The sequence below is a fragment of the Nocardioides sp. Soil774 genome (genome assembly GCF_001428125.1).
In the GTDB taxonomy this organism is placed as follows: Bacteria; Actinomycetota; Actinomycetes; order Propionibacteriales; family Nocardioidaceae; genus Nocardioides.
Genome location: NZ_LMSM01000005.1, coordinates 90,264 through 114,267, shown reverse-complemented (window position 1 = coordinate 114,267; position 24,004 = coordinate 90,264). Strand labels below are relative to the sequence as shown.

Here is a 24,004-nt window from a genome sequence, read left to right as displayed (position 1 = left end):
ACCTCCTTGTGGCGTCGGTGGGAGTGGATAGGGTCGAGCCATGGCCCAGGAGCAGAAGCAGCCCCGCAGGTCCTCGCAGGAGGAGACCGCGACCGAGGAGGTCGTGGAGACCGACGTCGCCGAGCGCAAGGAGATGATCGACGAGGACGTCGACGCGATCCTCGACGAGATCGACGAGGTCCTCGAGACCAACGCCGAGGACTTCGTGAAGTCCTTCATCCAGAAGGGCGGGCAGTAGCGGCATGAGCGACTCCCGCCTCCCGGCGTCGTTCATGACGCCGGGCACGTCGAGCTTCGCCGACTTCCTGGGTGCCGAGGCCCCCGACCTGCTGCCGTCGCGTCGCGCCGTCCCGGCGGGCAACGCCGCCGACCTCGCCCCCCACGGCACGACGATCGTCGCCGCCACCTTCGCCGACGGCGTGGTGATGGCCGGCGACCGGCGCGCCACGATGGGCAACATCATCGCCCAGCGCGACATCCAGAAGGTCTTCCCCGCCGACGAGTACTCCGTGGTCGGCATCGCCGGCACCGCCGGCCTCGCGGTCGAGATGGTCCGGCTGTTCCAGACCGAGCTCGAGCACTACGAGAAGATCGAGGGCAGCACGCTCTCGATGGACGGCAAGGCCAACCGGCTGGCGGCGCTCATCCGCGCCAACCTCGGCATGGCGATGCAGGGCCTGGCCGTGGTCCCGCTCTTCGCGGGCTACGACCTCGCCGCCGACCAGGGCCGGATCTTCAGCTACGACGTCACCGGCGGGCGCTACGAGGAGACCGCGTTCCACTCGGTCGGATCCGGCTCGCTGTTCGCGCGCGGCTCGCTCAAGAAGCTCTACCGCGACGACCTGAGCGCCGTCGAGGCCGTGACCGCGGTGGTGCAGGCGCTCTACGACGCCGCCGACGACGACTCGGCCACCGGTGGCCCCGACATCACCCGCCGGATCTTCCCGGTCGTCCACGTGATCACGCCCGACGGTGGGCGCCACATGCCCGAGGCCGAGGTCGCCGACATCGCCGACCGCATCATCGCCTCGCGGATGCAGCGCCCCGACGGTCCCGCCGCCCCCCTGACGTAGGAGCCACCTCGATGTCCATGCCGTTCTACGTCTCGCCCGAGCAGATGATGAAGGACCGCGCCGACTTCGCGCGCAAGGGCATCGCCCGCGGCCGCTCGGTCGTCGCCCTCCAGTACGCCGACGGCGTGCTGTTCGTCTCGGAGAACCCGTCCCAGGCGCTGCACAAGGTCAGCGAGATCTACGACCGCATCGCCTTCGCCGCGGTCGGGCGCTACAACGAGTTCGAGAACCTGCGCATCGCCGGCGTGCGCCTCGCCGACATGCGCGGCTACGCCTACGACCGTCGCGACGTCACCGGGCGCGGGCTGGCCAACGCCTACGCCCAGACCCTCGGCACGATCTTCTCCTCCGGCGGGGAGAAGCCCTACGAGGTCGAGATCTTCGTCGCCGAGATCGGCGACGCCGCGGAGGACGACCAGCTCTACCGGCTCACCTACGACGGCCAGGTCGCCGACGAGCACGGCTATGCCGTCATGGGCGGCGCCGCCGACGTGGTGGCCCAGCACCTCGCCGAGCACTACGTCGCCGGTTCGTCCCTCGACGACGCGATCCGGGTCGCGGTGGCGGCGCTCGGGCACAGCGAGGGCGACGACCGGGTCATCCCGACCGGTGACCTCGAGGTCGCCGTCCTCGACCGCACCCGCGCGCAGCCGCGCAAGTTCCTGCGGCTGCGCGAGCCGCGTCTCGCCGGGGTCCTCGGCGGCCGCGGTCCCGAGCAGGCTGCCCCACCCGCACCGGAGGACGCCCTCGCCGGCTCCGCCCCGCGGCCCTCCGGCCAGGACGACCCCGCCGACCCGACCGACCAGGTCTCCGGGGCCACGCCGCCGCTGGAGGACCCGGTGACCGGCGAGCCTCCGGTCGCTCCTCCGGTCCAGCCCGCCCCACCCGACGGGGGCACCTCGCCGGAGCAGCCCGGCCAGCCCTGAGGCCCGCTGGGCCCGATCCGGAGGTCAGCGGAGGTTGAGCCCGGGCCAGCTCGTCGTACGCACGGCCGGGATGCCGCTGAGGCGGCGCCGGTAGCGCACCAGTGGTCCGAACTCCTCCAGGGCACGCCACAGGCGCTGGTGCGCGGCCCAGGGGAGCGGGCCCGAGGGCTGCACGTCGCCGTCGGGGCCGAACTCGTGCCACGCGTCGCCGAAGCCGATCCACGTCGGCGTCCACGTGGCAGCGTCGTCCCACGCACCGCCCCTCTGCTCCACCAGGCGCCGGCGCAGCTGGAACTCCATCCGCTCGCCGTCCACGACCACGGGTGCGGTGCGCACGGGCCAGAGCCACAGGTCGTCGGTCATCACCCGCAGCTCGAGGTCGGCGACCGTGCCGGGCTCGACCAGCGCGGTCGCGACGAGGTGACGGGGTCCCATGACGGCACGTTCACCCGGGCGGAGCGCCCGAGTCAAGGGGGAGGCTGCCTCGGCCCACCGTGCGGGATTTCGGCGCGGAGTGCACGGCACCGCGTGGTGGACCGGCCTAGGGTGGGTCCATGGACCGCCGGATCTTCGGGATCGAGAACGAGTACGGCGTCACCTGCACGTTCAAGGGCCAGCGCCGGCTGAGCCCCGACGAGGTCGCGCGCTACCTGTTCCGCAAGGTGGTCAGCTGGGGACGCTCGTCCAACGTGTTCCTGCGCAACGGCGCCCGGCTCTACCTCGACGTCGGCAGCCACCCCGAGTACGCCACGCCCGAGTGCGACGACATCGTCGAGCTCGTCACCCACGACAAGGCGGGGGAGCGGATCCTCGAGGGCCTGCTCCTCGACGCCGAGGAGCGCCTCCACGAGGAGGGCATCGCCGGCGACATCTACCTGTTCAAGAACAACACCGACTCCGCCGGCAACTCCTACGGCTGCCACGAGAACTACCTCGTCGGCCGCGCCGGTGAGTTCAGCCGGCTCGCCGACATCCTCATCCCGTTCCTGGTGACGCGGCAGATCATGGTCGGCGCGGGCAAGGTCGTGATGACGCCGCGCGGAGCCTCCTACAGCGTCAGCCAGCGCGCCGAGCACATCTGGGAGGGCGTCAGCAGCGCCACCACGCGCAGCCGCCCGATCATCAACACCCGCGACGAGCCGCACGCCGACGCCGAGCGCTACCGCCGACTCCACGTCATCGTCGGCGACTCCAACATGAGTGAGACGACCACGCTGCTCAAGGTGGCGTCCTGCGACCTGGTCCTGCGGATGATCGAGGAGGGCGTGGTGATGCGCGATCTCACCATGGAGAACCCGATCCGCGCGATCCGCGAGATCAGCCACGACCAGACCGGTCGCCGCAAGGTGCGCCTGGCCAACGGTCGCGAGGCCAGCGCCCTGGAGATCCAGGCCGAGTACCTCGGCAAGGCACGTGACTTCGTCGACCGCCGCCAGATCTCCACGCCCACCATCGAGCGGGCCCTCGACCTCTGGGAGCGCGCGCTCAAGGCCGTCGAGTCCGACGACCTGGGGCTCGTCGACCGCGAGCTCGACTGGGTCATCAAGCTCAAGCTCATCGAGCGCTACCGCGCCAAGCACGGTCTCTCGCTGGGCGACGCCCGCATCGCCCAGCTCGACCTGGCCTACCACGACATCCACCGGGGGCGCGGGCTCTACTACCTGCTGGAGAAGCGCGGCGCGGTGGCCCGCGTCAGCACCGACCTCAAGATCTTCGAGGCCAAGAGCGTGCCCCCGCAGGACACCCGGGCGCGCCTGCGCGGCGAGTTCATCCGCAAGGCGCAGGAGCGCCGGCGTGACTTCACCGTCGACTGGGTGCACCTCAAGCTCAACGACCAGGCCCAGCGCACCGTGCTCTGCAAGGACCCCTTCAAGGCCTACGACGAGCGTGTGCAGCGCCTGATCGACGGCATGTGACGGTGTCCTGCCGCGGCCGGTGGGGCCGCTGGATAGGGTGTCCGGGCAACGCCGACCGATCGAACAGGTGAACCAGTGTCTCGTCCACGTTCCGCTGCCCTCAGCGGCGTCCTCGTCCTCAGCATGCTCGGCCTCGCCGCGTGTGGCTCCGGCTCCAGCGACTCCGAGGAGGCAGGCGCCCCTCTGAGCTCGGTGACCATCGAGGGCAAGCAGGGCGCCGAGCCCAAGGTCACCTTCGACGGCCGTCTCGACGGCAGCGACACCGAGAGCGAGGTGCTCGTCGAGGGCGACGGTGACACCGTGGCCGACGGCCAGACCGTCGAGGCCAACTGGTGGATCGGCAACGGCTTCACCGAGGAGGAGGCGCAGAGCACCTGGACCAAGGGTGGCGGCACCCAGTCGGTCGAGCTCACCAAGGACGTCCTGCCGTTCCTGCGCGAGGCGATGATCGGCAACCAGGTGGGCGACCGGGTCGTGCTGCTCACCTCCTCCGACGAAGCGTTCGGCGCGGGCGGGCGTCCCGACCTCGGGATCGGCAACAAGGACGCCGTGCTCGCGGTCGTCGACATCCTGGGCACCAAGGAGACCGTGCCGCCCACGCCGCCGCTCGACGGCCCGAAGGGTGAGGACAAGAAGCCCGCCGGGTGGGCGCCCACGCTCATCGAGAAGGGCGGTGTCATCACCGGCCTCGACTTCACCGACGCCCACAAGCCCAGCGGCAAGCTCATCGCGACGACGCTCGTCAAGGGCGACGGCGCCAAGGTCAAGGCCGGCCAGACCCTCACCGTCGACTACCTCGGCCAGGTCTACGACGCCAAGGCGCCGTTCGACGAGTCCTACAGCAAGGAGCCGGCCGAGTTCCCGATCGGCGTCGGCCAGGTCATCAAGGGCTGGGACGAGCGGCTCGTGGGCCGCACCGTCGGCTCACGGGTGATCCTCGAGATCCCGCCCGCCGACGGCTACGGCGAGACCGGCAACGAGCAGGCCGGCATCAAGGGCACCGACACGCTCTTCTTCGTCGTCGACATCCTCGCCGCCAACTGAGGCCGGCCGGGCCGGGACACACCTACGCAGCGGGGGAGGGGAGCAGATGGCACAGCCACGGGCTGAACGCCTGATGAACCTGCACATCCTGCTGCTGGGTGCGAAGCGGTTCATCAGCAAGGACGCCATCCGCGAGGCGGTCTACCCCGAGCACGCCCGCGGTCCCGCGGGCGACGAGGCCTTCGAGCGCGCCTTCGAGCGCGACAAGGACGCGCTGCGCCAGATCGGCGCGGTGATCGAGGTCGGCAGCGCGGACGCGTTCTTCGACGACGAGATCGGCTACCGGATCCCGACCGAGCAGACCTCGCTGCCCGAGATCCGCTTCGAGTCCGACGAGGCAGCGGTGCTCGGCCTGGCCGCCCAGGTCTGGCAGCAGGCCACGCTGGCCAAGGCCACTGGTCGCGCGCTGGCCAAGCTCAAGGGCCAGGGCGTGGAGATCGACCCCTCGCGCCTCGAGGTCGTGGCCCCCGCGATCGCCGCCGACGAGCCGGCCTTCGAGCCGCTCTGGGACGCCGTCGGCAAGCGCCGCCAGGTGAGCTTCCCCTACCAGCGCGCCACCGATGCCGAGGCCACCACGCGCCGCGTGCAGCCGTGGGGCCTGGCCCGCTCGTCGGGTCGCTGGTACGTCGTCGGCTTCGACGTCGACCGCGGGGCCGAGCGCGTCTTCCGCCTCTCGCGCATCGTGGGTCCGGTGCGCGCGACGGGCAAGTCGGCGGCGTACGACGTCCCTGCCGGCACCGACGTGCGCGCGCTCGCGCGCCGGCTCTCGCCGTCGTTCCCGTCGGTGCGCGCCGAGCTGCGGCTGCGCCAGGGCACGGGGGTGGGCCTGCGGCGGCGAGCCGAGAGCGCGACCCCGCTGGCCGACCACCCCGGCTGGGACCTCGTGGTCGTCGAGGGCCCGGTGCACGAGCTCTCCGACGAGGTGCTCACCTGTGGCGCCGACGTCGTGGTGCAGGCTCCCGACACGCTGCGCGACGACGTGGTCGCGCGGCTGCGGGCGATCGCGGAGGTGCAGTCGTGACCGCGCAGACCGGCGACACCGCCCCCGACCAGGTGGCCCGCCTCCTCGCCCTGGTGCCCTACCTCCTCGCCCACGGCGAGGTGCGGCTCGACGACGCAGCAGCGCACTTCGGCACCGACGCCGAGCAGATCGAGCGCGACCTGCGCCTGCTCTTCATGACCGGCCTCTCCCCGGGACTGCCCGGCGACCTCATCGAGGTGGACCTCGAGGCCCTCGAGGGCGAGCGCATCATCCGCGTCGACAACGCCGACTACCTCGCGCGCCCGGTGCGGTTCTCTCCGGCCGAGGCCACCGCTCTGGTCGTCGCGCTGCGCACGATGCTGGAGGCGGCGCCCGCAGAGGCCCGCGACGTCATCGAGCGCACGCTGGCCAAGCTCGAGGAGGCCGCCGGCCAGGACGGCGAAGGGCTGCTGCGTCTGCACGTGGCTCCCACCCCGCTCGAGACGAGCGCCGTCGTGCCGGTGCTCGAGTCGGCGATCCGCAGCGGCCACCAGGTCGAGATCACCTACCACGTGCCCTCGCGCGACGAGGAGTCGCGCCGCGTCGTCGACCCCCGCGGGCTGGCCCGGGTCGAGGACCTGCTCTACCTCGACGCCTGGTGCCACACCGCCGGCGGCGACCGCGCCTTCCGCGTGGACCGCATCCTCGAGGCCACCGAGCTCGACACCACGGTCGCGGACCCCGGCGCCCGGGCCCGTGACCTGACCGGCGGCTGGTTCAGCGACTCCGAGACCACGACGGTGACGCTGCGGCTCACCCCACCGGCGCGCTGGGTCATGGAGTACTACCAGGTCCTCGACCAGCGCCCCGGGCCCGACGACACCGTCGACGTCGACCTCGCGGTGGCGAGCGAGGCGTGGCTGCGCTCGCTGCTCCTGCGCCTGGCGCCACACGCCTCCGTGCTGGCTCCGGCCGAGCACGCCGCCACCCTGGTGGCCACCGCACGCGCGGCGCTCGGGCACTATGAGGACGACGGCGTAGACTTCCCGTGACCCATCGCGCAACCCCCACTGACCACGAGAACGACGGAGACAGCTGATGATCAACCCACTGGTCGGCATGCCGCAGGGCCTGGAGTGGCTCGTGATCCTGGCGATCGTCGTCCTCGTGTTCGGCGCCGCCAAGCTGCCCGACCTCGCCCGCTCCTCGGGTCAGGCACTGCGGATCTTCAAGACCGAGACCAAGGGCCTGCGCGACGAGGACGAGAAGAAGACGCCCGAGCAGCGTGACATCGAGGCCCGCGAGATCGAGGCCCGCGGCGAGGCCCAGGCCCCGCTGGGCAACGAGGCGCCGGGCGAGGTCCTGCGCGAGCGCCGCGACGACACCACCGCCTGACGCCGGAGTCTCGACGAGCGTGAGGATCGCTGGCCTCGCGGGCCTGTTCAAGGGTCCGCCGGCGGAAGCCGTGGGCCCCGACGGGCGGATGGCGCTCGCCGACCACTTCCGGGAGTTCCGGGCACGGCTGCTGCGCTGCCTGCTGGTGTTCGTGATCGCGCTCGCGGTGGCGATCTTCTTCCGTCACGCGATCTACGACGCCGTCTACGGTCCCTACCAGGACGCGCAGAAGACACTGGCCGAGGGCAAGTCGATCGCCACGACGAGCGGAGCCGGCGCAGGCCTCCTGCTGTGGCTGACGTTGTGCGGCTTCGCCTCCGCGATCGTGACGGCGCCCTACTGGCTCTACCAGGTGTGGGCCTTCGTGCTGCCCGGGCTCTACGCCCAGGAGCGGAAGATGACCCGCGTCTTCGTCGCGGTGGCCGGCCCGCTCTTCATCGTGGGCGTCGTGCTGGGCTACGTCACCCTCCCCGTGGCCCTCGAGGTGCTGATCGGGTTCAACCCCAAGGGCGTCACCAACCTCATCGACTTCAACGACTACCTGCAGTTCTTCACCCGCACCCTCTTCGTGTTCGGGCTGGCCTTCAACATCCCGGTCTTCGTGGTGCTGCTCAACTTCGCCGGCGTGGTGAAGGGCTCGGCGCTCAAGGCCTACCGGCCCTGGATCATCATCGGCACCTTCATCTTCGCCGCGGTGGCGACGCCGTCCGCCGACCCGTTCACGATGACCCTCATGGCCGTGCCCATGGTGCTGCTGTTCTTCCTCTCCGAGGCCATCGCCCGGGTCAACGACCGACGCCGTGCCAACAACCGCCCCAACAGCGGGCTGTCGCCCGACGAGCTGTCCTCCATCTGATCCGCGGGCAGGGCTCTGACAGGCTGGACCCCATGCAGGCCGTGATCACCGACGTCGACCCGTTCGACCTGCCCGACTGGCTCGGCACCCACGACGTGGTCTGGCACGCCGAGGCGGGCCTGCGCACCGGGCACCTCGTGCGGGGACGGCTGGTCGCCGGGGACGGGCAGTCGCCCGTCGCGGACGACCAGGTCGCCTGCGACCTGCTCGCCGTCGACGAGGCCTACCCCGAGCCGGTCGTCGACGACGCCAGCCGGCTGCGCGTGCACCAGGCCTGGCGGCACGGCCAGGTCGTGATCGGCACCATGTCCGTCGACGGTTCGGGCGACCGACTGGTCCTCGCCGTCCCCGGCACCCGCTTCGGTCCCGACCTGGTGCTCGACGCGCTCGGCCGCCTCGCGCGGGCCGTGGGCGCACACGCCGAGTCCTACGCCGCCCTCTTGCGGCTCGGCGCCTAGAGGCGGGGGATAGGGTCGCGCTCATGCACGACCCGACAGCCCCCGTGTCCGCGCGGGGCCGTGAGATCGCGCTGCTGACCAACCCCACCTCGGGCCGCGGACGGGGCGCCCGGCACCGAGACGCCGCGCTCGCCCGCCTGCGCGAGAGCGGCTTCGTCGTGCGCAACCTCCAGGGTCGTGACGCCGACGAGGCCGCCGACCTGGCCCGCGGCTGCGTCGCCGACGGCGTCGAGGCGCTGGTGGTGTGCGGCGGCGACGGCCTGGTGCACCTCGGCGTGCAGGCCGTCGCCGGCACCGGCGTACCGCTCGGGCTGATCCCCAGCGGCACCGGCAACGACGTCGCGCGCTACCTCGGCCTCCCGCGCACCGACCCGGTCGCCGCCGCCGACCGGGTCATCGCCTCGCGCCGGCGCACCATCGACCTCGCCCGCAGCGGCGACCGCTTCTTCGTCACCGTCCTCGCGGCCGGCTTCGACGCGATCGTCAACGAGCGGGCCAACGCGATGACCTGGCCGCGCGGCCAGATGCGCTACAACCTCGCCACCCTCGCCGAGCTGCGCACCTTCCGGCCGATCCCCTACGTGCTGCAGCTGGACAGCGGTGCGGGGACCGAGACCGTCGAGCACGAGGCCATGCTGGTCGCGGTGGGCAACGGGCCGTCGTTCGGCGGCGGCCTGCGGATCACCGAGGGCGCCCTGCTCGACGACGGACTGCTCGACGTCGTGGTCATCACCCGGATGAGCAAGCCCAAGCTCGTGCGTTCCTACCCCCGGCTGTTCACCGGCAAGATCGACGGCGTCGCGGAGTACGTCCACCGCCGGGTCCGCTCGGTGACCGTCGCCGCGCCCGGCATCGTGGCGTACGCCGACGGCGAGCGCTTCGGCCCGCTGCCCCTCACGATCGAGTGCGTCCCCGGCGCGCTGGAGGTCATCGCATGAGCACCCCGGACAACACCGCCGACGAGGAGCTCTCGCCCGCCGAGCGCTACGCAGCGTTCCGGCGCGACAAGGCGTACCCGATGCTGAAGGACTTCGCCGGCCTCTACGGCTTCGAGCTCGACGACTTCCAGGTGCGCGCGTGCCAGGAGATCGAGTCCGGCCGCGGTGTGCTCGTGGCCGCGCCGACCGGTTCGGGCAAGACGATCGTCGGCGAGTTCGCCATCCACCTGGCCCTGCAGACCGGGCGCAAGGCGTTCTACACGACGCCGATCAAGGCGCTGTCGAACCAGAAGTACAACGACCTGGTGAAGCGCTACGGCGCCGCCAACGTCGGCCTGCTGACCGGCGACAACGTCGTCAACGGCGAGGCGCCCGTGGTCGTGATGACCACCGAGGTGCTGCGCAACATGCTCTACTCCAGCTCGCGCACGCTGCTCGGCCTCGGCTACGTCGTCATGGACGAGGTGCACTACCTCGCCGACCGCATGCGCGGCGCGGTGTGGGAGGAGGTCATCATCCACCTCCCCGAGTCGGTGACCCTGGTGTCGCTCTCGGCGACGGTGTCCAACGCCGAGGAGTTCGGCGAGTGGCTGGCGACCGTGCGTGGCGAGACCAGCACCATCGTGGAGGAGCGGCGACCGGTGCCGCTGTTCCAGCACGTCATGGTCGGGCGCCGCCTGCTCGACCTGTTCGCCTCCTCCGACGTCGACGCGAGCGCAGGCTTCGTCAAGGAGGGCGCGCCGGTCAACGACGAGCTCACCCGCATCGCCCGCGACGACTGGGCGAGCTCGCGCCTGATGCGTGACCGCCGCTCGCCACGCAAGGGCAAGCCCGGCTCGTCGAAGAACCCCCGCGCGGTGGGCAACGGCCGCCGGGTCTGGATCCCCAGCCGGGTCGACGTCGTCGAGCGGCTCGACCGCGAGGGCCTGCTGCCCGCGATCATGTTCATCTTCAGCCGGGCCGGCTGCGACGCGGCGGTCAGCCAGCTCGTGCAGGCCAACACACGGCTCACGACGGCCGCCGAGCGCGACGAGATCTTCGCGCGGGTGGAGGAGGCCTCGCGCTCGCTGCCGGAGGAGGACCTCCACGTCCTGGGCTACCACGAGTTCCTCGACGGCCTCACGCGCGGCATCGCCGCCCACCACGCGGGCCTGCTGCCGGCGTTCAAGCAGGTGGTCGAGGAGCTGTTCCAGGAGGGTCTGGTCAAGGTCGTCTTCGCCACCGAGACCCTCGCACTGGGCATCAACATGCCGGCGCGCACCGTGGTCATCGAGAAGCTGTCGAAGTGGAACGGCGAGAGCCACGCCAACCTGACGCCGGGGGAGTACACCCAGCTCACCGGGCGCGCCGGGCGCCGCGGCCTCGACATCGAGGGCCACGGAGTCGTGCTCTACCAGCCCGGGATGAACCCCGGCGAGGTCGCGGGCCTGGCCTCGACCCGCACCTACCCGCTCCGCTCGTCGTTCCGCCCGTCCTACAACATGGCGGTCAACCTCGTGCACCAGTTCGGCCGCGCGCGCTCGCGCGAGCTGCTCGAGCAGTCCTTCGCGCAGTTCCAGGCCGACAAGGCCGTGGTCGGGCTCGCGCGCCAGGTGCACAAGGCCGAGGAGGCCCTCGAGGGCTACCGCGAGGCCGCGACCTGCCACGTCGGCGACTTCATGGAGTACGCCGCCATGCGCCGCAAGATCTCCGACCTCGAGAAGGGCGCCTCGCGCGAGCGCCGCCAGGACCGCCGCGGGGAGGCGGCCGCCTCGCTGGGCCGGCTGAAGCCCGGCGACGTGATCCAGGTGCCGGCCGGCAAGTTCAGCGGGCTCGCGGTCGTGGTCGACCCCGGCGCAGGTGGCGACGAGCCGCGCCCCTACGTCGTCACGGCCGACCGCCAGGCACGCCGCCTGGCGATGATGGACTTCCCGGTCCCGGTGGAGTCGATCGGGCGGCTGCGCATCCCCAAGTCGTTCAACGGCCGCAACCCGGCCCAGCGCCGCGAGCTCGCCAACGCGCTGCGCGCGCGTGCTGACTCGTTCGACGCGCCGGCACGGCGTACGAAGCAGCAGGACTCCTTCAGCGACACGCCCACCGACCGCGAGATCGGGCGGCTGCGCGCCGACCTCAAGTCCCACCCGTGCCACCAGTGCCCCGAGCGCGAGGACCACGCCCGCTGGGCGGAGCGCTGGTTCAAGCTGCAGCGCGACACCGAGACGCTCAAGCGCCGCGTCGAGAACCGCACCAACACGGTCGCGCGCACGTTCGACCGGGTCTGCGACGTGCTCACCGCCCTGGGCTACCTCGACGGCGACAAGGTCACCGAGCAGGGCTCGCACCTGCGCCGCATCTACACCGACATGGACCTCGTCGCCGCCGAGTCCATCCGGGCGGGGCTCTTCGACGAGCTCACCCCGTCCGAGCTCGCCTCGGTGCTCTCCGCCCTCGTCTTCGAGGCCCGTCGCGCCGACGACGCGTCGTCGCCGAAGCTCCCCGGCGGGCAGGTGCGTCCGGTGCTCGGCGAGCTGGTGCGGGTGTGGGGCCAGCTCGACGCCCTCGAGCGCGACCACAAGCTCGACTTCCTCCGCGAGCCCGACGTCGGCTTCGCGTGGGCCGCCTGGCGCTGGGCCGAGGGCGACGACCTGGACGACGTGCTGATGGCCACGGGTCTGTCGGCGGGTGACTTCGTGCGCTGGATGAAGCAGCTGCTCGACCTGTGCGGGCAGGTGGCCGACGCCGCGGGAGACGCGCCCCTGCGCAACACCGCGCGTGCCAGCGCCAAGCTGCTCAAGCGTGGCGTGATCGCCTACAGCGTGCTGGCGGAGTAGGGCTGTGGCAGGCTCCGGGTCGTGACCGCCTCATCTGGCCGCCTGCTGCTGCTCGACACCGCGTCCCTCTACTTCCGCGCGTTCTTCGGGGTGCCCGACTCGGTGAAGGCGCCCGACGGCACGCCGGTCAACGCGGTGCGCGGGCTGATGGACTTCATCAGCCGCCTGGTGGGGGAGTACGACCCGAGCCACCTCGCGTGCTGCTGGGACGACGACTGGCGCCCGCAGTGGCGCGTCGACCTCATCCCGTCCTACAAGGCGCACCGCGTGGTCGCCGAGGTGCCGGGCCCGAGGCCTGACGTGGAGGAGGTGCCCGACCCGCTCGAGGCGCAGATCCCGGTCATTGTGTCCGTGCTGGAGGCCTACGGCATCCCGATCGTGGGCCACGCCGAGATGGAGGCTGACGACGTCATCGGCACCCTCGCGACCGACGCCGGCATGCCGGTCGACATCGTCACCGGCGACCGCGACCTGTTCCAGCTCGTCGACGACGAGGCCGAGGTGCGGGTGCTCTACACCGCGCGCGGGGTGAGCAAGCACGACCGCGTCGACAACGCCTGGGTGCGCGCCAAGTACGGCGTCGACGCCCACCAGTACGCCGCCTTCGCGACCCTGCGCGGCGACACCTCCGACGGCCTGCCGGGGGTGGCCGGGGTGGGGGAGAAGACCGCCGCGACGCTGCTCGAGCGGTTCGGCACCATCGAGGCGATCGTCGAGGCCGCACACGACCCCGAGTCCGACATGGGCCCCGGTCCGCGGGGCAAGATCAAGGCCGCCGCTGACTACCTCGCGGTTGCGCCGCGCGTCGTCGCCGTACGCCGTGACCTCGACCTCGGGGCACCTGACCTCAGCCGGCCCCGCACCCCCGCCGACCACGAGGCCGTGGTCGCGCTCGACCAGCGCTGGGGCCTCGGCTCGTCTGCCGTGCGCCTGGTGGAGGCCCTGTCCGGGTCGGACTAGGGTGTCGCGCGTGAGCACCTCCGAGGTCGAGTCCAAGGACCGCCAGATCCTGGCCCTGCTGGCGGCAGACGGCCGCATGTCGTTCACCGACCTCGGCAAGGCGACCGACCTGTCGACCTCCGCGGTGCACCAGCGCGTGAAGCGGCTCGAGCAGCGCGGTCTGATCAAGGGCTACGGCGCCACCGTCGACCACGACCAGCTCGGCCGGCCGCTGACGGCGTTCATCTCGATCACCCCGATCGACCCGTCGCAGCCCGACGACTACCCCGAGCGCCTCGTCGGGATCACGGAGATCGAGTCCTGCTGGTCGGTCGCCGGCGAGGAGTCCTACATCCTCAAGATCCGCGTCGCCACGCCGCTCGCGCTCGAGGAGCTCCTCGCCCGGATCCGCGGTGCCGCCAGCGTGTCGACCCGGACGACGATCGTGCTCTCCACGCCCTACGAGAACCGCCCCGTCGACTGAGAGCCGCTCGCCGCGGGCTGGCCGCGGCGATTTGTTGGAGTCACCGCTGGAGCGGTGACTTCAACGCGATTAGGGGGTTGCAACGCACCGGACGCGCAAGACTGCCCCCACCCATGTGACCAGAGGGGCTGGCGGGTCGCCGGACGATTCGTGCTCACCCATTCGACTGAGTTCCGAGGTGATCGACCCCCCGACAACGACGAGCTCGTCATGGGACAGGAAGGCCGGCGGGTACGACGCCCTTCGTGCATCGCCACACCCGTCAGCACGGCGCGGATGTCCGCGCCACCTTGCGCGCGGCATGCGTGCCGCATGTCAGGTCGCGTTGGAATTTGGGGGGTGAGGTTCGTCTTTGGGTGACTGCTTACCCACCCTCACGCCACCGCCCGCTTGGCGAGGATGGCACGGATGCGCCGCGCGAGCGCCCGTGGGTCCTCGAGGTCGGCCCAACCGATCCTGATGCAGACCCATCCTGTCTCCAGACAGATCCGCTCCTCACGTCTCTTCTCCCGCATGAGGTAGTCCGCGAGCGTCTCGCCCGGCCGGCGATGGATCTCGTACTTGATGCGACCGTCGAACTCGAGGAAGACCCCGTGCTGTGGCCAGAGGAAGTCAACGATCCCGGTCAGCCGACCGCTCGCGTCATGGACCTCGACCTGGACCATCGGCAACGGGACGTTCTCGCGGTGGAGGACGTACATCGTCCGACTCTCCGCGATGCTGGACAGTCGGTGATCAGCCAGTCCGAGAGCGATACGCACACTGAGCGTGTTGGGCCAGTGCTCGGCCTGCGCCGCCACCCTTCGCACCTGCTCGATCGTCGTCCGCTGCGTGTGCAGGACGGCATTGAGCAGGCAGAAGCCGAGCTCGGAGTCCGTGGTCGTCAACACCTCGATCGCAGCACGCGCGGGGGTCGAGACGGGGACGCCGTGACGCACCGTGATGTGCTCGAGGTGCAGCGCACCGGAGTGGTGGACGATGCCGGCTTCTGTGCGGCCCGCCACCCCGTCAGTGCGCGTGACGGCGACCTCGTCAAGCGGCAGCCGCCACAGCGTGCTGACATGCTCGGCCAAGGCTGACTGATGGGTGAGCACGCTGCTCGGATGAGCCGTGCGGAGCACTGCGCGCGCACGAGCACGGTGCTGGTCCCTCCCCGCGTCGAGCCTCGTCCACAGGCTTGCGTCCACGTAGGCGCCGTACCGGACGCGGTGGATCAACCCGCTCGCGACCGAACGGGCGATGTCGCGGTCCGTCCACCCGGCGGCGACGAGCTCGCGCCGGAGCCTGATGTCGTGCGTGCCGATTGGGAAGTCGCGCTCGTCGTCCATGCGGACACTCTGCGTCCGTCCGGCGACACGGCGCGGCTCGTGGCTGCGGCGGCTGTGGAGGGCGACCCGATGGTCGCGCCTGTGGAGGCCCGGTGGGGCACGAGGACGGGTCAGTCGTGAACCAGGTGAGGGAAGTTTGACGCCGTCGGGGTGTTGCAACACCCCAACGGTGCTGGAGTCACCGCTCCAGCGGTGACTCCAGCATGCGGGGCCCTCAGTACGCCTGGAGGGCCGCCGTACGCCGAGAGGCCTCCGCCATCTCCGCAGCCTTGAGCGAGGCCTCGTCGAGGCGGCCGTGCTGCTCCCACCACTGCTGGCCGGACTCGGGCAGCGTGTGGATCGGGTCGTAGTACTCGTAGAAGCGCGAGAGCGCCTCGGCGTCGTCGGCCTCGATGGAGGTGCGGTAGTTCTTGGTCCAGAACGAGATGCCGCGCTCGGTGTCGTAGTCGGCGTTCTGGTGCACCCAGCGCTTGCCGACGAACGGCACGTCGCACACGATGCGCGGCGTCGCGAAGCCCGGCAGGTAGCCCATGATGTGGTGCTGCAGGCGCTGCGCGTCGGCGAGCGAGACCCGCCAGTGCTCCGAGAACGGGATCGTGTCGCACATGTAGAAGTAGTAGGGCATGATCTGCGCGCCGTCGAGCAGGCGGAAGCAGAGGTCGAGCAGCGCGTGCGGGTCGGCGTTGACGCCGTTGAGCAGCACGCCCTGGTTGCGTACGTCGCGCAGGCCCGCGTCGAGCATCGCCCGGGAGGCCTCGGCCACGATCGGGGTCACGGAGTTCGCGTGGTTGGCGTGGGTGTGCATCGCCAGCGAGACGCCGCGCGAGCGGGCGACCGCGGCGACGCGGGAGACGCCCTCGACCACGTCGGGCTGCAGCCAGTGCTGGGGCAGGCCGATGAGGGCCTTGGTGGCGAGGCGGATGTCGCGGATGTTCTCGATCTCGAGCACCGACATGAGGAAGGCCTCGAGGCGCGGCCACGGCATGTTGGCCACGTCGCCGCCGGAGACCACGACGTCGCGCACCGAGGGCGTGCGCCGCAGGTAGTCCATCATGTCGCCGAGGCGGTCGTTGGGCTTGCCGGCGAACTTCAGCTTGTCGATGACCGGGGTCGAGTTGCCCACGAGGTCCATCCGGGTGCAGTGGCCGCAGTACTGCGGGCAGGTCGGCAGCAGCTCGGCGAGCACCTTGGTGGGGTAGCGGTGGGTGAGGCCCTCGGTGGCCCACATGTCGTGCTCGTGGAGCGAGTCGCGCGCGGCGTGCGGGTGGGAGGGCCAGTCGGTGCGGCGGTCGCTGAAGACCGGGATCATGTAGTGGCGCACCGGGTCGGCGTAGAACGCCTCGGTCAGCGAGCCCGGACCGGCGGGCGTCACGGTCGGGACCATCGTGTTCATCATCTGCGGCGGCACCAGCATCGACATGGTGGCCCGCTCGGCCTGGTCGCGCTCGAGGTCGGCGTAGAAGCGCTCGTCGAGCAGGTCGCCCATGAGCTCGCGCAGCTGCTTGAGGTTCTTGATGCAGTGGGCACGCTGCCACTGCACCGAGGCCCAGTCCGCCGCGGTGACGTCGGCCCAGCCCGGGAAGCGCGTCCAGTCGGGCTCGACGAGCTCGACGCGCGCATAGGGGTAGGGCTGGCCGGTGGCGATCGCCTGCTCCAGCGAGGTGGCGGTGTCGATGCTCATGAGGTCTCCTTGCGGGCCCGGGGCGACCGGGTCGTGGCGGGTCGGCGCGCCGGTTGTGTGGTCGGCGACACATCTGGAAGAGTACGCGGAGTTCCTGCGGCGAGTCCAATGCCACGCCGCAAGATTTGCGGTCCAGACGCGATGACGTAGAAGGATGACCGGCATGAGTGCCTCCACCGACCTCCGCACCGGCGACCCGACCGGGCTGCACCGGGTCCTCGACGAGGGCGTCGTGCTCCCGCAGGCCGCCCAGCGCCTCGACACCCGCCGGGAGCTGTGGCCCGACGAGGTGCGCGTGCGCGTCGAGCGCCTCAACCTCGACGCCGCGTCGTTCCGCCAGCTCGAGCGCAAGCACACGACGTACGGCGTGGCCGACGGCGATGCCGTGCGCGCCGAGGTCCTCGAGATCGTCGCCTCGCGCGGCAAGATGCAGAACCCCGTCACCGGCTCCGGCGGCATGCTCGTCGGCACGGTCGAGGAGGTCGGCCCCGAGTCGCCGCTCGGCCTCGCGGTCGGCGACCGGGTCGCCACCCTCGTCAGCCTCACCCTCACCCCGCTCGTGATCGAGGACGGCCTGGCCCGGTGGGACGGCCACGGCGAGCAGGTGCCGTGCGACGGCTACGCGGTGCTCTTCGGCCGCTCCATCGCCGCGGTCATCCCCGACGACCTCGACCCCGCGCTCTCCCTCAGCGTCATGGACGTCTGCGGCGCACCTGCGCTGACCGCCCGCGTCGTGGGGGAGTACGCCGCCCGCGCCGAGGCCGGCAGCGCGCCGGCCGTCGCCGTCATCGGCGGTGCGGGCAAGTCTGGCTCCCTGAGCCTGGCCGCCGCACGGGCCGCCGGCGCGGGCCGCACCATCGGGGTCGTGCCCCACCTGGGAGAGCACGACCTGCTCGCCGACGCCGGGCTGGCCGACGCGGTCGCGATCGCCGACGCGCGCGACCCGATCGCGCTGCGCGACGCGGTCGCCGCTGCCGGGGGACCGGCCGACGTCACCGTCGTGTGCGTCGACGTGCCGGGCTGCGAGGGCGGCGCGATCCTCGCCACCGCGGAGGGCGGCACCGTCATCTTCTTCTCCATGGCCACCAGCTTCAGCGCCGCCGCGCTCGGCGCCGAGGGCCTCGCCGCCGACGTGCGCATGCTCGTCGGCAACGGCTACGTCCCGGGCCACGCGGCCTACGCGATGGACCTGCTCCGCGCCGACGCCGGCGTGCGCGGACTCTTCGAGCGGAGGCTCTGATGGCACCCCGCAAGCCGACCAGCCAGCTCGGCATCGACCGCGCCGACGTACGGCGTGCGCGCACGCTCGCGCGCCAGGTCGGCAAGCCGATCGTCGACCTCGCGCAGCGCCACACCACGGTGAGCGTCGAGCGCGCCACGCTCCGCCTCGCCGGGCTGGGCGGGGCCGACCCCGACGGCACGCCGTGGGTCAACCGGCTCACCGACGTCGTGCGCGCCGACGTGGGCCTCGAGCACGGCGTCAGCCTTCCCGTGTGGGACGCGCTGCTGCGCGGCGAGGGCGACGACCTCCTGTCCCTGGCGCAGAAGGCGGCGGCCGGGTCGGTGACGTTCCGCGTGCCCGAGGGCAAGGACGCCACCCGCGCCCGCGCCGCCTCGCGCAAGGCAGTCGGCGCCGGGATCAAGCAGATCGACCGGCAACGGGTCGCGCGCGAGAAGATGATCGCCAAGGTGGGCGACGCGCCGAGCAAGCCGTGGATCTACCTGATCGTCGCCACGGGCGACATCCACGAGGACATCCCGCAGGCCCAGGCCGCCGCGCGCGAGGGCGCCGACGTCATCGCGGTGATCCGCTCCACCGGGCAGTCGCTGCTCGACTTCGTGCCCGAGGGCGCGACCCGCGAGGGCTTCGCCGGCACCTACGCCACCCAGGAGAACTTCCGCCTGATGCGTGCCGCCCTCGACGAGACGTCGAAGGAGCTCGGCCGCTACGTCCGGCTCACCAACTACGCCTCCGGGCTGTGCATGCCGGAGATCGCGGCGCTGGCCGGGCTCGAGCGCCTCGACATGATGCTCAACGACTCGATGTACGGCATCCTCTTCCGCGACATCAACCCGATCCGCACCTTCGTCGACCAGCGCTTCAGCCGCCAGGTCCACGCTCGCGCCGGGATCATCATCAACACCGGTGAGGACAACTACCTCACCACCGCCGACGCCATCGAGGCCGCGCACACGGTGACCACGAGCCAGCTGCTCAACGAGTACTTCGCCAAGGAGGCCGGCCTCGAGGACTGGCAGCTCGGCCTGGGCCACGCCTTCGAGATCGACCCGGAGGTGCCCGACTCGTTCCGCCTCGAGCTCGCCCACGCGATGCTCGCGCGTGAGCTCTTCCCCGACGCCCCGCTGAAGTGGATGCCGCCGACGCGCCACATGACCGGCGACATCTTCAAGGGCTACCTCCTCGACGGGTTCTTCAACCTCGTGGGCGCCCTCACCGGCCAGGGCATCCTGCTCGTCGGCATGATGACCGAGGCGGTCGTCACGCCGTGGATCTCCGACCGCGACCTGGCCCTGCAGAACGTCCGCTACGTCATGAACGCCGCCGGCAACCTGCGCGAGGACTTCCACCCCGCGCCCGACGGCTTCATCGCCACGCGGGCGCGCGAGGTGCTGGGCGAGGCGATCGACCTGCTGCAGGACATCAAGGACGACTCCGACGCCGCGGGCGACCCGCCGCTGCTGGCCGCCATCGCCGACGGCACGTTCGGGCTGATGAAGCGTCCGGCCGACAAGGGCAGGGGACTCGACGGCGTGGCCCGCAAGGCCGCCGACTACTACAACCCCGCGACCGAGATCCTGGAGGAGGACAAGTGAGCCTGATCCGTCCCTACGGCGACACCACCGGCGACGGCATGGTGCAGCTGTCGTTCACCCTCCCGATCGAGCACTCCAAAATCGCCGAGGGCGCCGCGGTGCAGCTGGCCAACAAGATGGGCATGGACCCGGCCCTCGTGGTGCACGCCAAGCCGATGGGGCAGGGCTTCACCTTCTTCGTCGTCTACGGGCGGGTCAACCACCTCGTGGACCCCAGCACCGTCGAGGTCGTCGAGCGCGACTACCCGCTGCTGACGCCCAAGGAGGCCAACGCCGCGATCAAGCGCTCGATGCGTCGGCGCCTCGTGGTCGTCGGGGGCTGCATCGGCACCGACGCGCACACCGTGGGCATCGACGCGATCCTCAACATCAAGGGCTTCGCGGGGGAGAAGGGCCTGGAGTACTACCGCGAGCTCAAGGTGGTCAACCTCGGCGCCCAGGTCTCGGTGCCCCAGCTCGTCGAGGCCGCCCGAGAGGAAAAGGCCGACGCCGTCCTGGTCTCCCAGGTCGTCACCCAGCGCGACGCCCACCTGCTCAACACCCGCGAGATGTCGGCGGCCTTCCGCGAGGCCTACCCGGCAGCGAAGCGACCGCTGCTCGTCGTGGGGGGTCCCCGCTTCGACGAGACCATGGCCGACGAGCTCGGCGTCGACCGCGTGTTCACGCGTGGCACGACCCCCGGTGAGGTCGCGTCGTTCATCGTCCACCGGATCGCGGGCGCGGCCGGTCAGAAGAAGGAGAAGGTGTCGTGAGCACCACTGACCGGGTCGGCACGGTGGTCACCCACCGTCGCTACGTGCCCTACTCCCACGCCCACTACGCCGGCAACCTCGTCGACGGCGCCTACAGCCTCGGGCTCTTCGGCGACGTCGCGACCGAGATGTGCATCGTGCTCGACAGCGACGAGGGGCTCTTCGCCTCCTACTCCGACGTGCAGTTCAAGGCGCCCGTGCGCGCCGGCGACGTCCTCGAGATCACCGCGACGCTGGTGCGCGAGGGCACCCGCAGCCGGGTGATGGACTTCGCCGTCCACGTGGTCGGGCGCGGGGCGCCGACCGACGCCGCACCCGGTGCCGCGCAGGTGCTCGACCCGCCGGTCGTGGCGACCACCGCCACGGGCACGGTCGTCGTACCACCTCCCGCCGGGTGAGCCACGGCGTGTCACGCCGCGACACGCCGATCTGGGTGAAATTTTGTCCGCGAGTTCTTCTGGAGCGCACGCCGCTGACCTGCGCAAACGCGTGTTCGGGCAGGTCAGGCGCGTGTTGACACTGCCCGCGTCCGGAGAGAGGGTCTCGGGGTCCGCCTGTGCAGCTCGTGGGTGGCGCCTTCGACAGTGGGAGGTCAGACGTGGGGTACGCCGAGCCAGCGATGCCCGCCGTCCGACGTCTCGTCGACAGCGCCCCGCGGGGGCCGGATGCGGGAGGGACCCCGGGGCCGTAGACAACTTCACGCGATCGCCAGCCAGACGGTCGCGCGTTGGTCCGAAGCCCCTGCGCCCCTCCCGCACCGCTGCAGGCCGTGCAGCACCCGACCTGGCGTCGGCTACGGTCTGAGCGTGCCGCAGCGCTGCCTCCTCGCCCTCGTCGGCGGTCTCGTCCTGGCAGCGGCCTTCGAGCCTGTGGGCTGGTCGTGGCTGATGCCGCCTGCGCTGGCCGCCCTCGTGCTGTCCCTGCGGGGGCTGCGGCCGGGCCGCGCCTGGATCCCGAGCCTGCTCTTCGGCACGACCTTCGTCTATGCCGTGATGGTGTGGATGCGGTCGGTGGGCACCGACGCCTGGATCGCGATGTGCGCGCTGGAGGCGGCGTTCTTCGTGCCCCTGGGGCTCGGCATGGCGTGGAGCATGCGCCACCGCGCGTGGCCGCTCTGGACGGCGCTGTGGTGGGTCGGCATCGAGACCTGGCGCAGCGGTTTCCCCTTCAGCGGGATGCCGTTCGGCCGCCTCGTCTACGCCACCGCCGACACGCCGTGGGCCGACGCGCTGCCGTGGATCGGGATGACCGGGGTGAGCCTGCTGGTCGCGCTCACCGGCACGACGCTGGCCTGGCTGCTCCTGCGGCTGCGCGACCTGGACGCGCTGCGCACGCGCTCGACGTACGCCGTCGTGGGCACGCTCGCGGTCGTCACCCTGGCCCCCGCGCTGGTGTCCTTCCCCGTGCGCGAGACCGGCACCACCACCGTGGCCGCGGTGCAGGGCGACGTGCCCGGCACCGGCCTGGACGTCGTGGCGGTGCACCGCGACGTCACCGCCAACCACGTGCGGCTCACCGAGGAGCTCGCCGAGGCCGTGGCGGCGGGGGACGAGCCGGCGCCCGACTTCGTCGTCTGGCCGGAGAACTCCACCGCCGTCGACCCCTTCACCGACCCCGGCGTCCACGCCGGCGTCGTGGCGGCCACCGATGCCATCGGCGTCCCGGTCATCGTCGGCGCGATGGCCAACGACCCGCTCGACGACGAGCAGGTGCTCAACCAGGGCATCGTCTACCGTCCCGGGCTGGGCAGCGGCGACCGTTACACCAAGCGGCACCCGGTGCCCTACGGCGAGTACATCCCCTTCCGCGGCAGCCTGATCCCCTCGAGCTACGGCAAGCTGCGGATGATCCCGCGCGACATGGCCCGCGGCACGGGGCTCGAGCCGCTGCGGGTCGGTGACGTGCGGGTGGCCGACGCGATCTGCTTCGACGTGGCCTACGACGAGGGCATCGGTGGCCAGGTCGCCCGCGGCGCCGAGCTGGTGACCGTGCAGACCAGCAACGCGATGTTCAGCCGGACCGGGCAGCTGGCGCAGCAGTTCGAGATCAGCCGGCTGCGCGCGCTGGAGACCGGTCGCTGGGTCGTGGTGGCCGCGATCAACGGCGTCTCGGGCGTCGTACGCCCCGACGGCACCGTCGTCGCCTCGGTGCCCGCGCGCGGCCAGGACGTGCTGGTGGAGACGGTCGGGCTCAGCACGACGCTCACCCCCGCCGTTCGTCTCGGGGTGTGGCCGGCACGGGCCGCCCTGGCTTTCCTCGTCGTGCACACCCTCGCGGTCGCGATCGCCTATCGTCGTCGCCGACGTGGCGCCCGCGACGTCGCAGTCGCGGAGCAGCAAGGTGGTCAGGCGTGAGCGTCGAGGGCCTCGGCAGGGTCGTCATGGTCGTCCCGACCTACAACGAGTCCGAGAACATCGAGTGGATCGTCGAGCGGCTGCGCCGGGCGCAGCCGGGGGTGGACGTGCTGGTCGTCGACGACGGCAGTCCTGACGGCACCGGCGAGATCGCCGACCGCCTCGCGAGCGACGACCCCGCGGTGTCCGTGGTGCACCGCACGGAGAAGGCGGGCCTCGGCGCTGCCTACCTCCACGGCTTCGACGTGGCGCTGCGCGCCGGTTACGACGTCATCGGCGAGATGGACGCCGACGGGTCGCACCAGCCCGAGCAGCTGCAACGGCTGCTCGACGCGCTGCGCACGGCCGACCTCGTGATCGGCTCGCGCTACGTGCCGGGCGGCTCGGTCGTCAACTGGCCGGTGCAGCGCCTGCTGCTCTCCCGCGGGGGCAACCTCTACGTCCGGCTGCTGCTGGGCATCAAGGTCAAGGACGCGACCGCGGGCTTCCGGCTGTTCCGGCGCACGACGCTGGAGTCGATCGACCTTGCCTCGGTGCTGTCTACTGGATACGTGTTCCAGACCGACCTCGCCTACCGCACCGTGTCGCGCGGCCTCACCGTGGCCGAGGTGCCCATCGAGTTCGTCGAGCGCGTGCGCGGCGACTCCAAGATGAGTGGTCAGGTGGCCAGCGAGTCGCTGAAGAAGATCACCCGGTGGGGCCTCGCGGAGCGACGCGCGCGACTGGCTCGACGCCGGGGCCGGCCATGAGCCGGGTGCACATCCCCCGCAGCAGCACCCGGCGACGCGCCTGGCTGCGGCCGGCCCTCGCGATCGCGTTCGTGGTCGTGCCGCTGGCCGAGATCTGGGCGATCCTCCAGGTGGGGCGACTCGTCGGCCCCTGGTGGACCATCGCGCTGCTGGTGCTCGACAGCCTCGTCGGCGCGTGGCTGGTCAAGCGCGAGGGCGGCCGCGCGTGGCGAGCCCTGCGTGAGGCGCTGCAGGGTGGCCGGATGCCGGCGCGCGAGCTGGCCGACGGCGCCCTGGTGCTCATCGGCGGCACGCTGATGCTGAGCCCCGGATTCCTGCTCGACGTCGTGGGCATCCTGCTGGTCCTGCCGTTCACGCGGCCGTTCGCGCGGCGCCTGCTCACCTCGGTGGTCGAGCGTCGCCTGGTGGCCGCACCCTTCGGTCCCCGGTCCGGGCCCGGAGACGCAGGACGCCCCGGACCGGGCGGCGATGGGCCGGTGGTCCGGGGCGACGTGGTCGACTGACG

24 protein-coding genes are annotated in these 24,004 nt (G+C 71.6%); 21 read left to right on the top strand and 3 right to left on the bottom strand.

Translation table 11 applies throughout. From position 1 onward, the window contains the following. Window positions 1-40: 40 nt before the first annotated feature. The 3 genes from ASG76_RS03470 to prcA are packed head-to-tail and all read left to right on the top strand — an operon-like array spanning window position 41 to window position 1,999. On the top strand, window positions 41-238 hold the full coding sequence (locus tag ASG76_RS03470) for a ubiquitin-like protein Pup (protein WP_056600169.1): 198 nt from the start codon (window positions 41-43) through the stop codon (window positions 236-238). A 4-nt stretch (window positions 239-242) separates the two neighbouring features. Next, window positions 243-1,073 carry a proteasome subunit beta gene (gene prcB / locus ASG76_RS03465; protein ID WP_056600166.1) on the top strand — a complete coding sequence of 277 codons (831 nt, stop codon included), beginning with the start codon at window positions 243-245 and terminating at the stop codon, window positions 1,071-1,073. An 11-nt stretch (window positions 1,074-1,084) separates the two neighbouring features. Further along, the gene (prcA, locus tag ASG76_RS03460; RefSeq protein ID WP_056600163.1) at window positions 1,085-1,999 is read left to right on the top strand and encodes a proteasome subunit alpha; all 915 of its coding nucleotides are present in this window, start codon (window positions 1,085-1,087) and stop codon (window positions 1,997-1,999) included. A 24-nt stretch (window positions 2,000-2,023) separates the two neighbouring features. On the opposite strand, the gene ASG76_RS03455 is transcribed toward prcA, so the two are convergent. After that, window positions 2,024-2,434, bottom strand: a complete 411-nt coding sequence (locus tag ASG76_RS03455) for a hypothetical protein (protein WP_056600160.1) — start codon at window positions 2,432-2,434, stop codon at window positions 2,024-2,026. 119 nt (window positions 2,435-2,553) lie between these two features. On the opposite strand from ASG76_RS03455, the gene pafA reads away from it, so the two are divergent. From pafA to ASG76_RS03400, 11 genes are all read left to right on the top strand, one after another. Further along, on the top strand, window positions 2,554-3,915 hold the full coding sequence (gene pafA, locus ASG76_RS03450) for a Pup--protein ligase (protein ID WP_056600158.1): 1,362 nt from the start codon (window positions 2,554-2,556) through the stop codon (window positions 3,913-3,915). A gap of 75 nt (window positions 3,916-3,990) precedes the next feature. Next, entirely contained in the window at window positions 3,991-4,959 is a 969-nt protein-coding gene (locus ASG76_RS03445) for an FKBP-type peptidyl-prolyl cis-trans isomerase (protein WP_157558926.1), read from the top strand. 73 nt (window positions 4,960-5,032) lie between these two features. Further along, a complete protein-coding gene (locus ASG76_RS03440) occupies window positions 5,033-5,980 on the top strand; it encodes a helix-turn-helix transcriptional regulator (RefSeq protein WP_056600152.1) in 948 nt (315 codons plus the stop codon). After that, entirely contained in the window at window positions 5,977-6,972 is a 996-nt protein-coding gene (locus ASG76_RS03435; RefSeq protein WP_056600149.1) for a helix-turn-helix transcriptional regulator, read from the top strand. The genes ASG76_RS03440 and ASG76_RS03435 overlap by 4 nt, the downstream gene beginning before the upstream one ends. A gap of 46 nt (window positions 6,973-7,018) precedes the next feature. Next, entirely contained in the window at window positions 7,019-7,315 is a 297-nt protein-coding gene (tatA, locus tag ASG76_RS19795) for a twin-arginine translocase TatA/TatE family subunit (RefSeq protein ID WP_056600145.1), read from the top strand. 19 nt (window positions 7,316-7,334) lie between these two features. Further along, window positions 7,335-8,171: a twin-arginine translocase subunit TatC gene (tatC, locus tag ASG76_RS03425; protein ID WP_056600142.1), complete on the top strand. Its 837-nt coding sequence runs from the start codon at window positions 7,335-7,337 to the stop codon at window positions 8,169-8,171. A 32-nt stretch (window positions 8,172-8,203) separates the two neighbouring features. Then, window positions 8,204-8,629 carry a hypothetical protein gene (locus ASG76_RS03420; protein ID WP_056600138.1) on the top strand — a complete coding sequence of 142 codons (426 nt, stop codon included), beginning with the start codon at window positions 8,204-8,206 and terminating at the stop codon, window positions 8,627-8,629. Window positions 8,630-8,652: 23 nt separating this feature from the next. Continuing rightward, on the top strand, window positions 8,653-9,567 hold the full coding sequence (locus tag ASG76_RS03415) for a YegS/Rv2252/BmrU family lipid kinase (RefSeq protein ID WP_056600137.1): 915 nt from the start codon (window positions 8,653-8,655) through the stop codon (window positions 9,565-9,567). Continuing rightward, complete coding sequence (locus ASG76_RS03410; RefSeq protein WP_056600133.1) at window positions 9,564-12,377, top strand: DEAD/DEAH box helicase; 2,814 nt, start codon at window positions 9,564-9,566, stop codon at window positions 12,375-12,377. Before ASG76_RS03415 ends, ASG76_RS03410 begins: the two co-directional genes overlap by 4 nt. Before the next feature lie 21 nt (window positions 12,378-12,398). Next, window positions 12,399-13,337: a 5'-3' exonuclease gene (locus tag ASG76_RS03405; protein WP_235529391.1), complete on the top strand. Its 939-nt coding sequence runs from the start codon at window positions 12,399-12,401 to the stop codon at window positions 13,335-13,337. 10 nt (window positions 13,338-13,347) lie between these two features. Then, a complete protein-coding gene (locus ASG76_RS03400; RefSeq protein ID WP_082587280.1) occupies window positions 13,348-13,800 on the top strand; it encodes an Lrp/AsnC family transcriptional regulator in 453 nt (150 codons plus the stop codon). A gap of 374 nt (window positions 13,801-14,174) precedes the next feature. Here the strand turns inward: ASG76_RS03400 and ASG76_RS03395 are convergent, their stop codons facing one another. Continuing rightward, window positions 14,175-15,128 (bottom strand): hypothetical protein, encoded by a 954-nt coding sequence (locus tag ASG76_RS03395; RefSeq protein WP_056600128.1) that lies wholly within the window; start codon window positions 15,126-15,128, stop codon window positions 14,175-14,177. A 214-nt stretch (window positions 15,129-15,342) separates the two neighbouring features. Then, window positions 15,343-16,809, bottom strand: coding sequence for a KamA family radical SAM protein (locus ASG76_RS03390; protein ID WP_056600126.1), 1,467 nt, complete (start codon window positions 16,807-16,809; stop codon window positions 15,343-15,345). A 163-nt stretch (window positions 16,810-16,972) separates the two neighbouring features. On the opposite strand from ASG76_RS03390, the gene ASG76_RS03385 reads away from it, so the two are divergent. From ASG76_RS03385 to ASG76_RS03355, 7 genes are all read left to right on the top strand, one after another. Then, entirely contained in the window at window positions 16,973-18,049 is a 1,077-nt protein-coding gene (locus tag ASG76_RS03385) for a hypothetical protein (protein ID WP_056600973.1), read from the top strand. Beyond that, a complete protein-coding gene (locus tag ASG76_RS03380) occupies window positions 18,049-19,644 on the top strand; it encodes a lysine 5,6-aminomutase subunit alpha (RefSeq protein ID WP_056600124.1) in 1,596 nt (531 codons plus the stop codon). Before ASG76_RS03385 ends, ASG76_RS03380 begins: the two co-directional genes overlap by 1 nt. Continuing rightward, the gene (locus ASG76_RS03375; RefSeq protein WP_056600121.1) at window positions 19,641-20,396 is read left to right on the top strand and encodes an OAM dimerization domain-containing protein; all 756 of its coding nucleotides are present in this window, start codon (window positions 19,641-19,643) and stop codon (window positions 20,394-20,396) included. Before ASG76_RS03380 ends, ASG76_RS03375 begins: the two co-directional genes overlap by 4 nt. Before the next feature lie 44 nt (window positions 20,397-20,440). Beyond that, window positions 20,441-20,794, top strand: a complete 354-nt coding sequence (locus tag ASG76_RS03370) for a hotdog domain-containing protein (protein ID WP_200948070.1) — start codon at window positions 20,441-20,443, stop codon at window positions 20,792-20,794. A 408-nt stretch (window positions 20,795-21,202) separates the two neighbouring features. Further along, the gene (lnt, locus tag ASG76_RS03365; protein WP_056600114.1) at window positions 21,203-22,750 is read left to right on the top strand and encodes an apolipoprotein N-acyltransferase; all 1,548 of its coding nucleotides are present in this window, start codon (window positions 21,203-21,205) and stop codon (window positions 22,748-22,750) included. A 26-nt stretch (window positions 22,751-22,776) separates the two neighbouring features. Beyond that, on the top strand, window positions 22,777-23,499 hold the full coding sequence (locus ASG76_RS03360; protein ID WP_056600971.1) for a polyprenol monophosphomannose synthase: 723 nt from the start codon (window positions 22,777-22,779) through the stop codon (window positions 23,497-23,499). Then, window positions 23,496-24,002, top strand: coding sequence for an FxsA family protein (locus ASG76_RS03355; RefSeq protein WP_056600110.1), 507 nt, complete (start codon window positions 23,496-23,498; stop codon window positions 24,000-24,002). The genes ASG76_RS03360 and ASG76_RS03355 overlap by 4 nt, the downstream gene beginning before the upstream one ends. Window positions 24,003-24,004: the final 2 nt, after the last annotated feature.

What these genes read in the sequence shown, in the direction of transcription:
- ASG76_RS03420 (WP_056600138.1), top strand. Translation starts at nt 8,204, where the DNA reads ATGCAGGCCGTGATCACCGACGTCGACCCGTTCGACCTGCCCGACTGG.
- prcA (WP_056600163.1), top strand. Translation starts at nt 1,085, where the DNA reads ATGTCCATGCCGTTCTACGTCTCGCCCGAGCAGATGATGAAGGACCGC.
- ASG76_RS03395 (WP_056600128.1), bottom strand. Translation starts at nt 15,128, where the DNA reads ATGGACGACGAGCGCGACTTCCCAATCGGCACGCACGACATCAGGCTC.
- tatA (WP_056600145.1), top strand. Translation starts at nt 7,019, where the DNA reads ATGATCAACCCACTGGTCGGCATGCCGCAGGGCCTGGAGTGGCTCGTG.
- ASG76_RS03360 (WP_056600971.1), top strand. Translation starts at nt 22,777, where the DNA reads ATGGTCGTCCCGACCTACAACGAGTCCGAGAACATCGAGTGGATCGTC.
- ASG76_RS03355 (WP_056600110.1), top strand. Translation starts at nt 23,496, where the DNA reads ATGAGCCGGGTGCACATCCCCCGCAGCAGCACCCGGCGACGCGCCTGG.
- pafA (WP_056600158.1), top strand. Translation starts at nt 2,554, where the DNA reads ATGGACCGCCGGATCTTCGGGATCGAGAACGAGTACGGCGTCACCTGC.
- ASG76_RS03470 (WP_056600169.1), top strand. Translation starts at nt 41, where the DNA reads ATGGCCCAGGAGCAGAAGCAGCCCCGCAGGTCCTCGCAGGAGGAGACC.
- prcB (WP_056600166.1), top strand. Translation starts at nt 243, where the DNA reads ATGAGCGACTCCCGCCTCCCGGCGTCGTTCATGACGCCGGGCACGTCG.
- ASG76_RS03380 (WP_056600124.1), top strand. Translation starts at nt 18,049, where the DNA reads ATGGCACCCCGCAAGCCGACCAGCCAGCTCGGCATCGACCGCGCCGAC.
- ASG76_RS03415 (WP_056600137.1), top strand. Translation starts at nt 8,653, where the DNA reads ATGCACGACCCGACAGCCCCCGTGTCCGCGCGGGGCCGTGAGATCGCG.
- ASG76_RS03455 (WP_056600160.1), bottom strand. Translation starts at nt 2,434, where the DNA reads ATGGGACCCCGTCACCTCGTCGCGACCGCGCTGGTCGAGCCCGGCACG.
- ASG76_RS03385 (WP_056600973.1), top strand. Translation starts at nt 16,973, where the DNA reads ATGAGTGCCTCCACCGACCTCCGCACCGGCGACCCGACCGGGCTGCAC.
- ASG76_RS03440 (WP_056600152.1), top strand. Translation starts at nt 5,033, where the DNA reads ATGAACCTGCACATCCTGCTGCTGGGTGCGAAGCGGTTCATCAGCAAG.
- ASG76_RS03390 (WP_056600126.1), bottom strand. Translation starts at nt 16,809, where the DNA reads ATGAGCATCGACACCGCCACCTCGCTGGAGCAGGCGATCGCCACCGGC.
- ASG76_RS03410 (WP_056600133.1), top strand. Translation starts at nt 9,564, where the DNA reads ATGAGCACCCCGGACAACACCGCCGACGAGGAGCTCTCGCCCGCCGAG.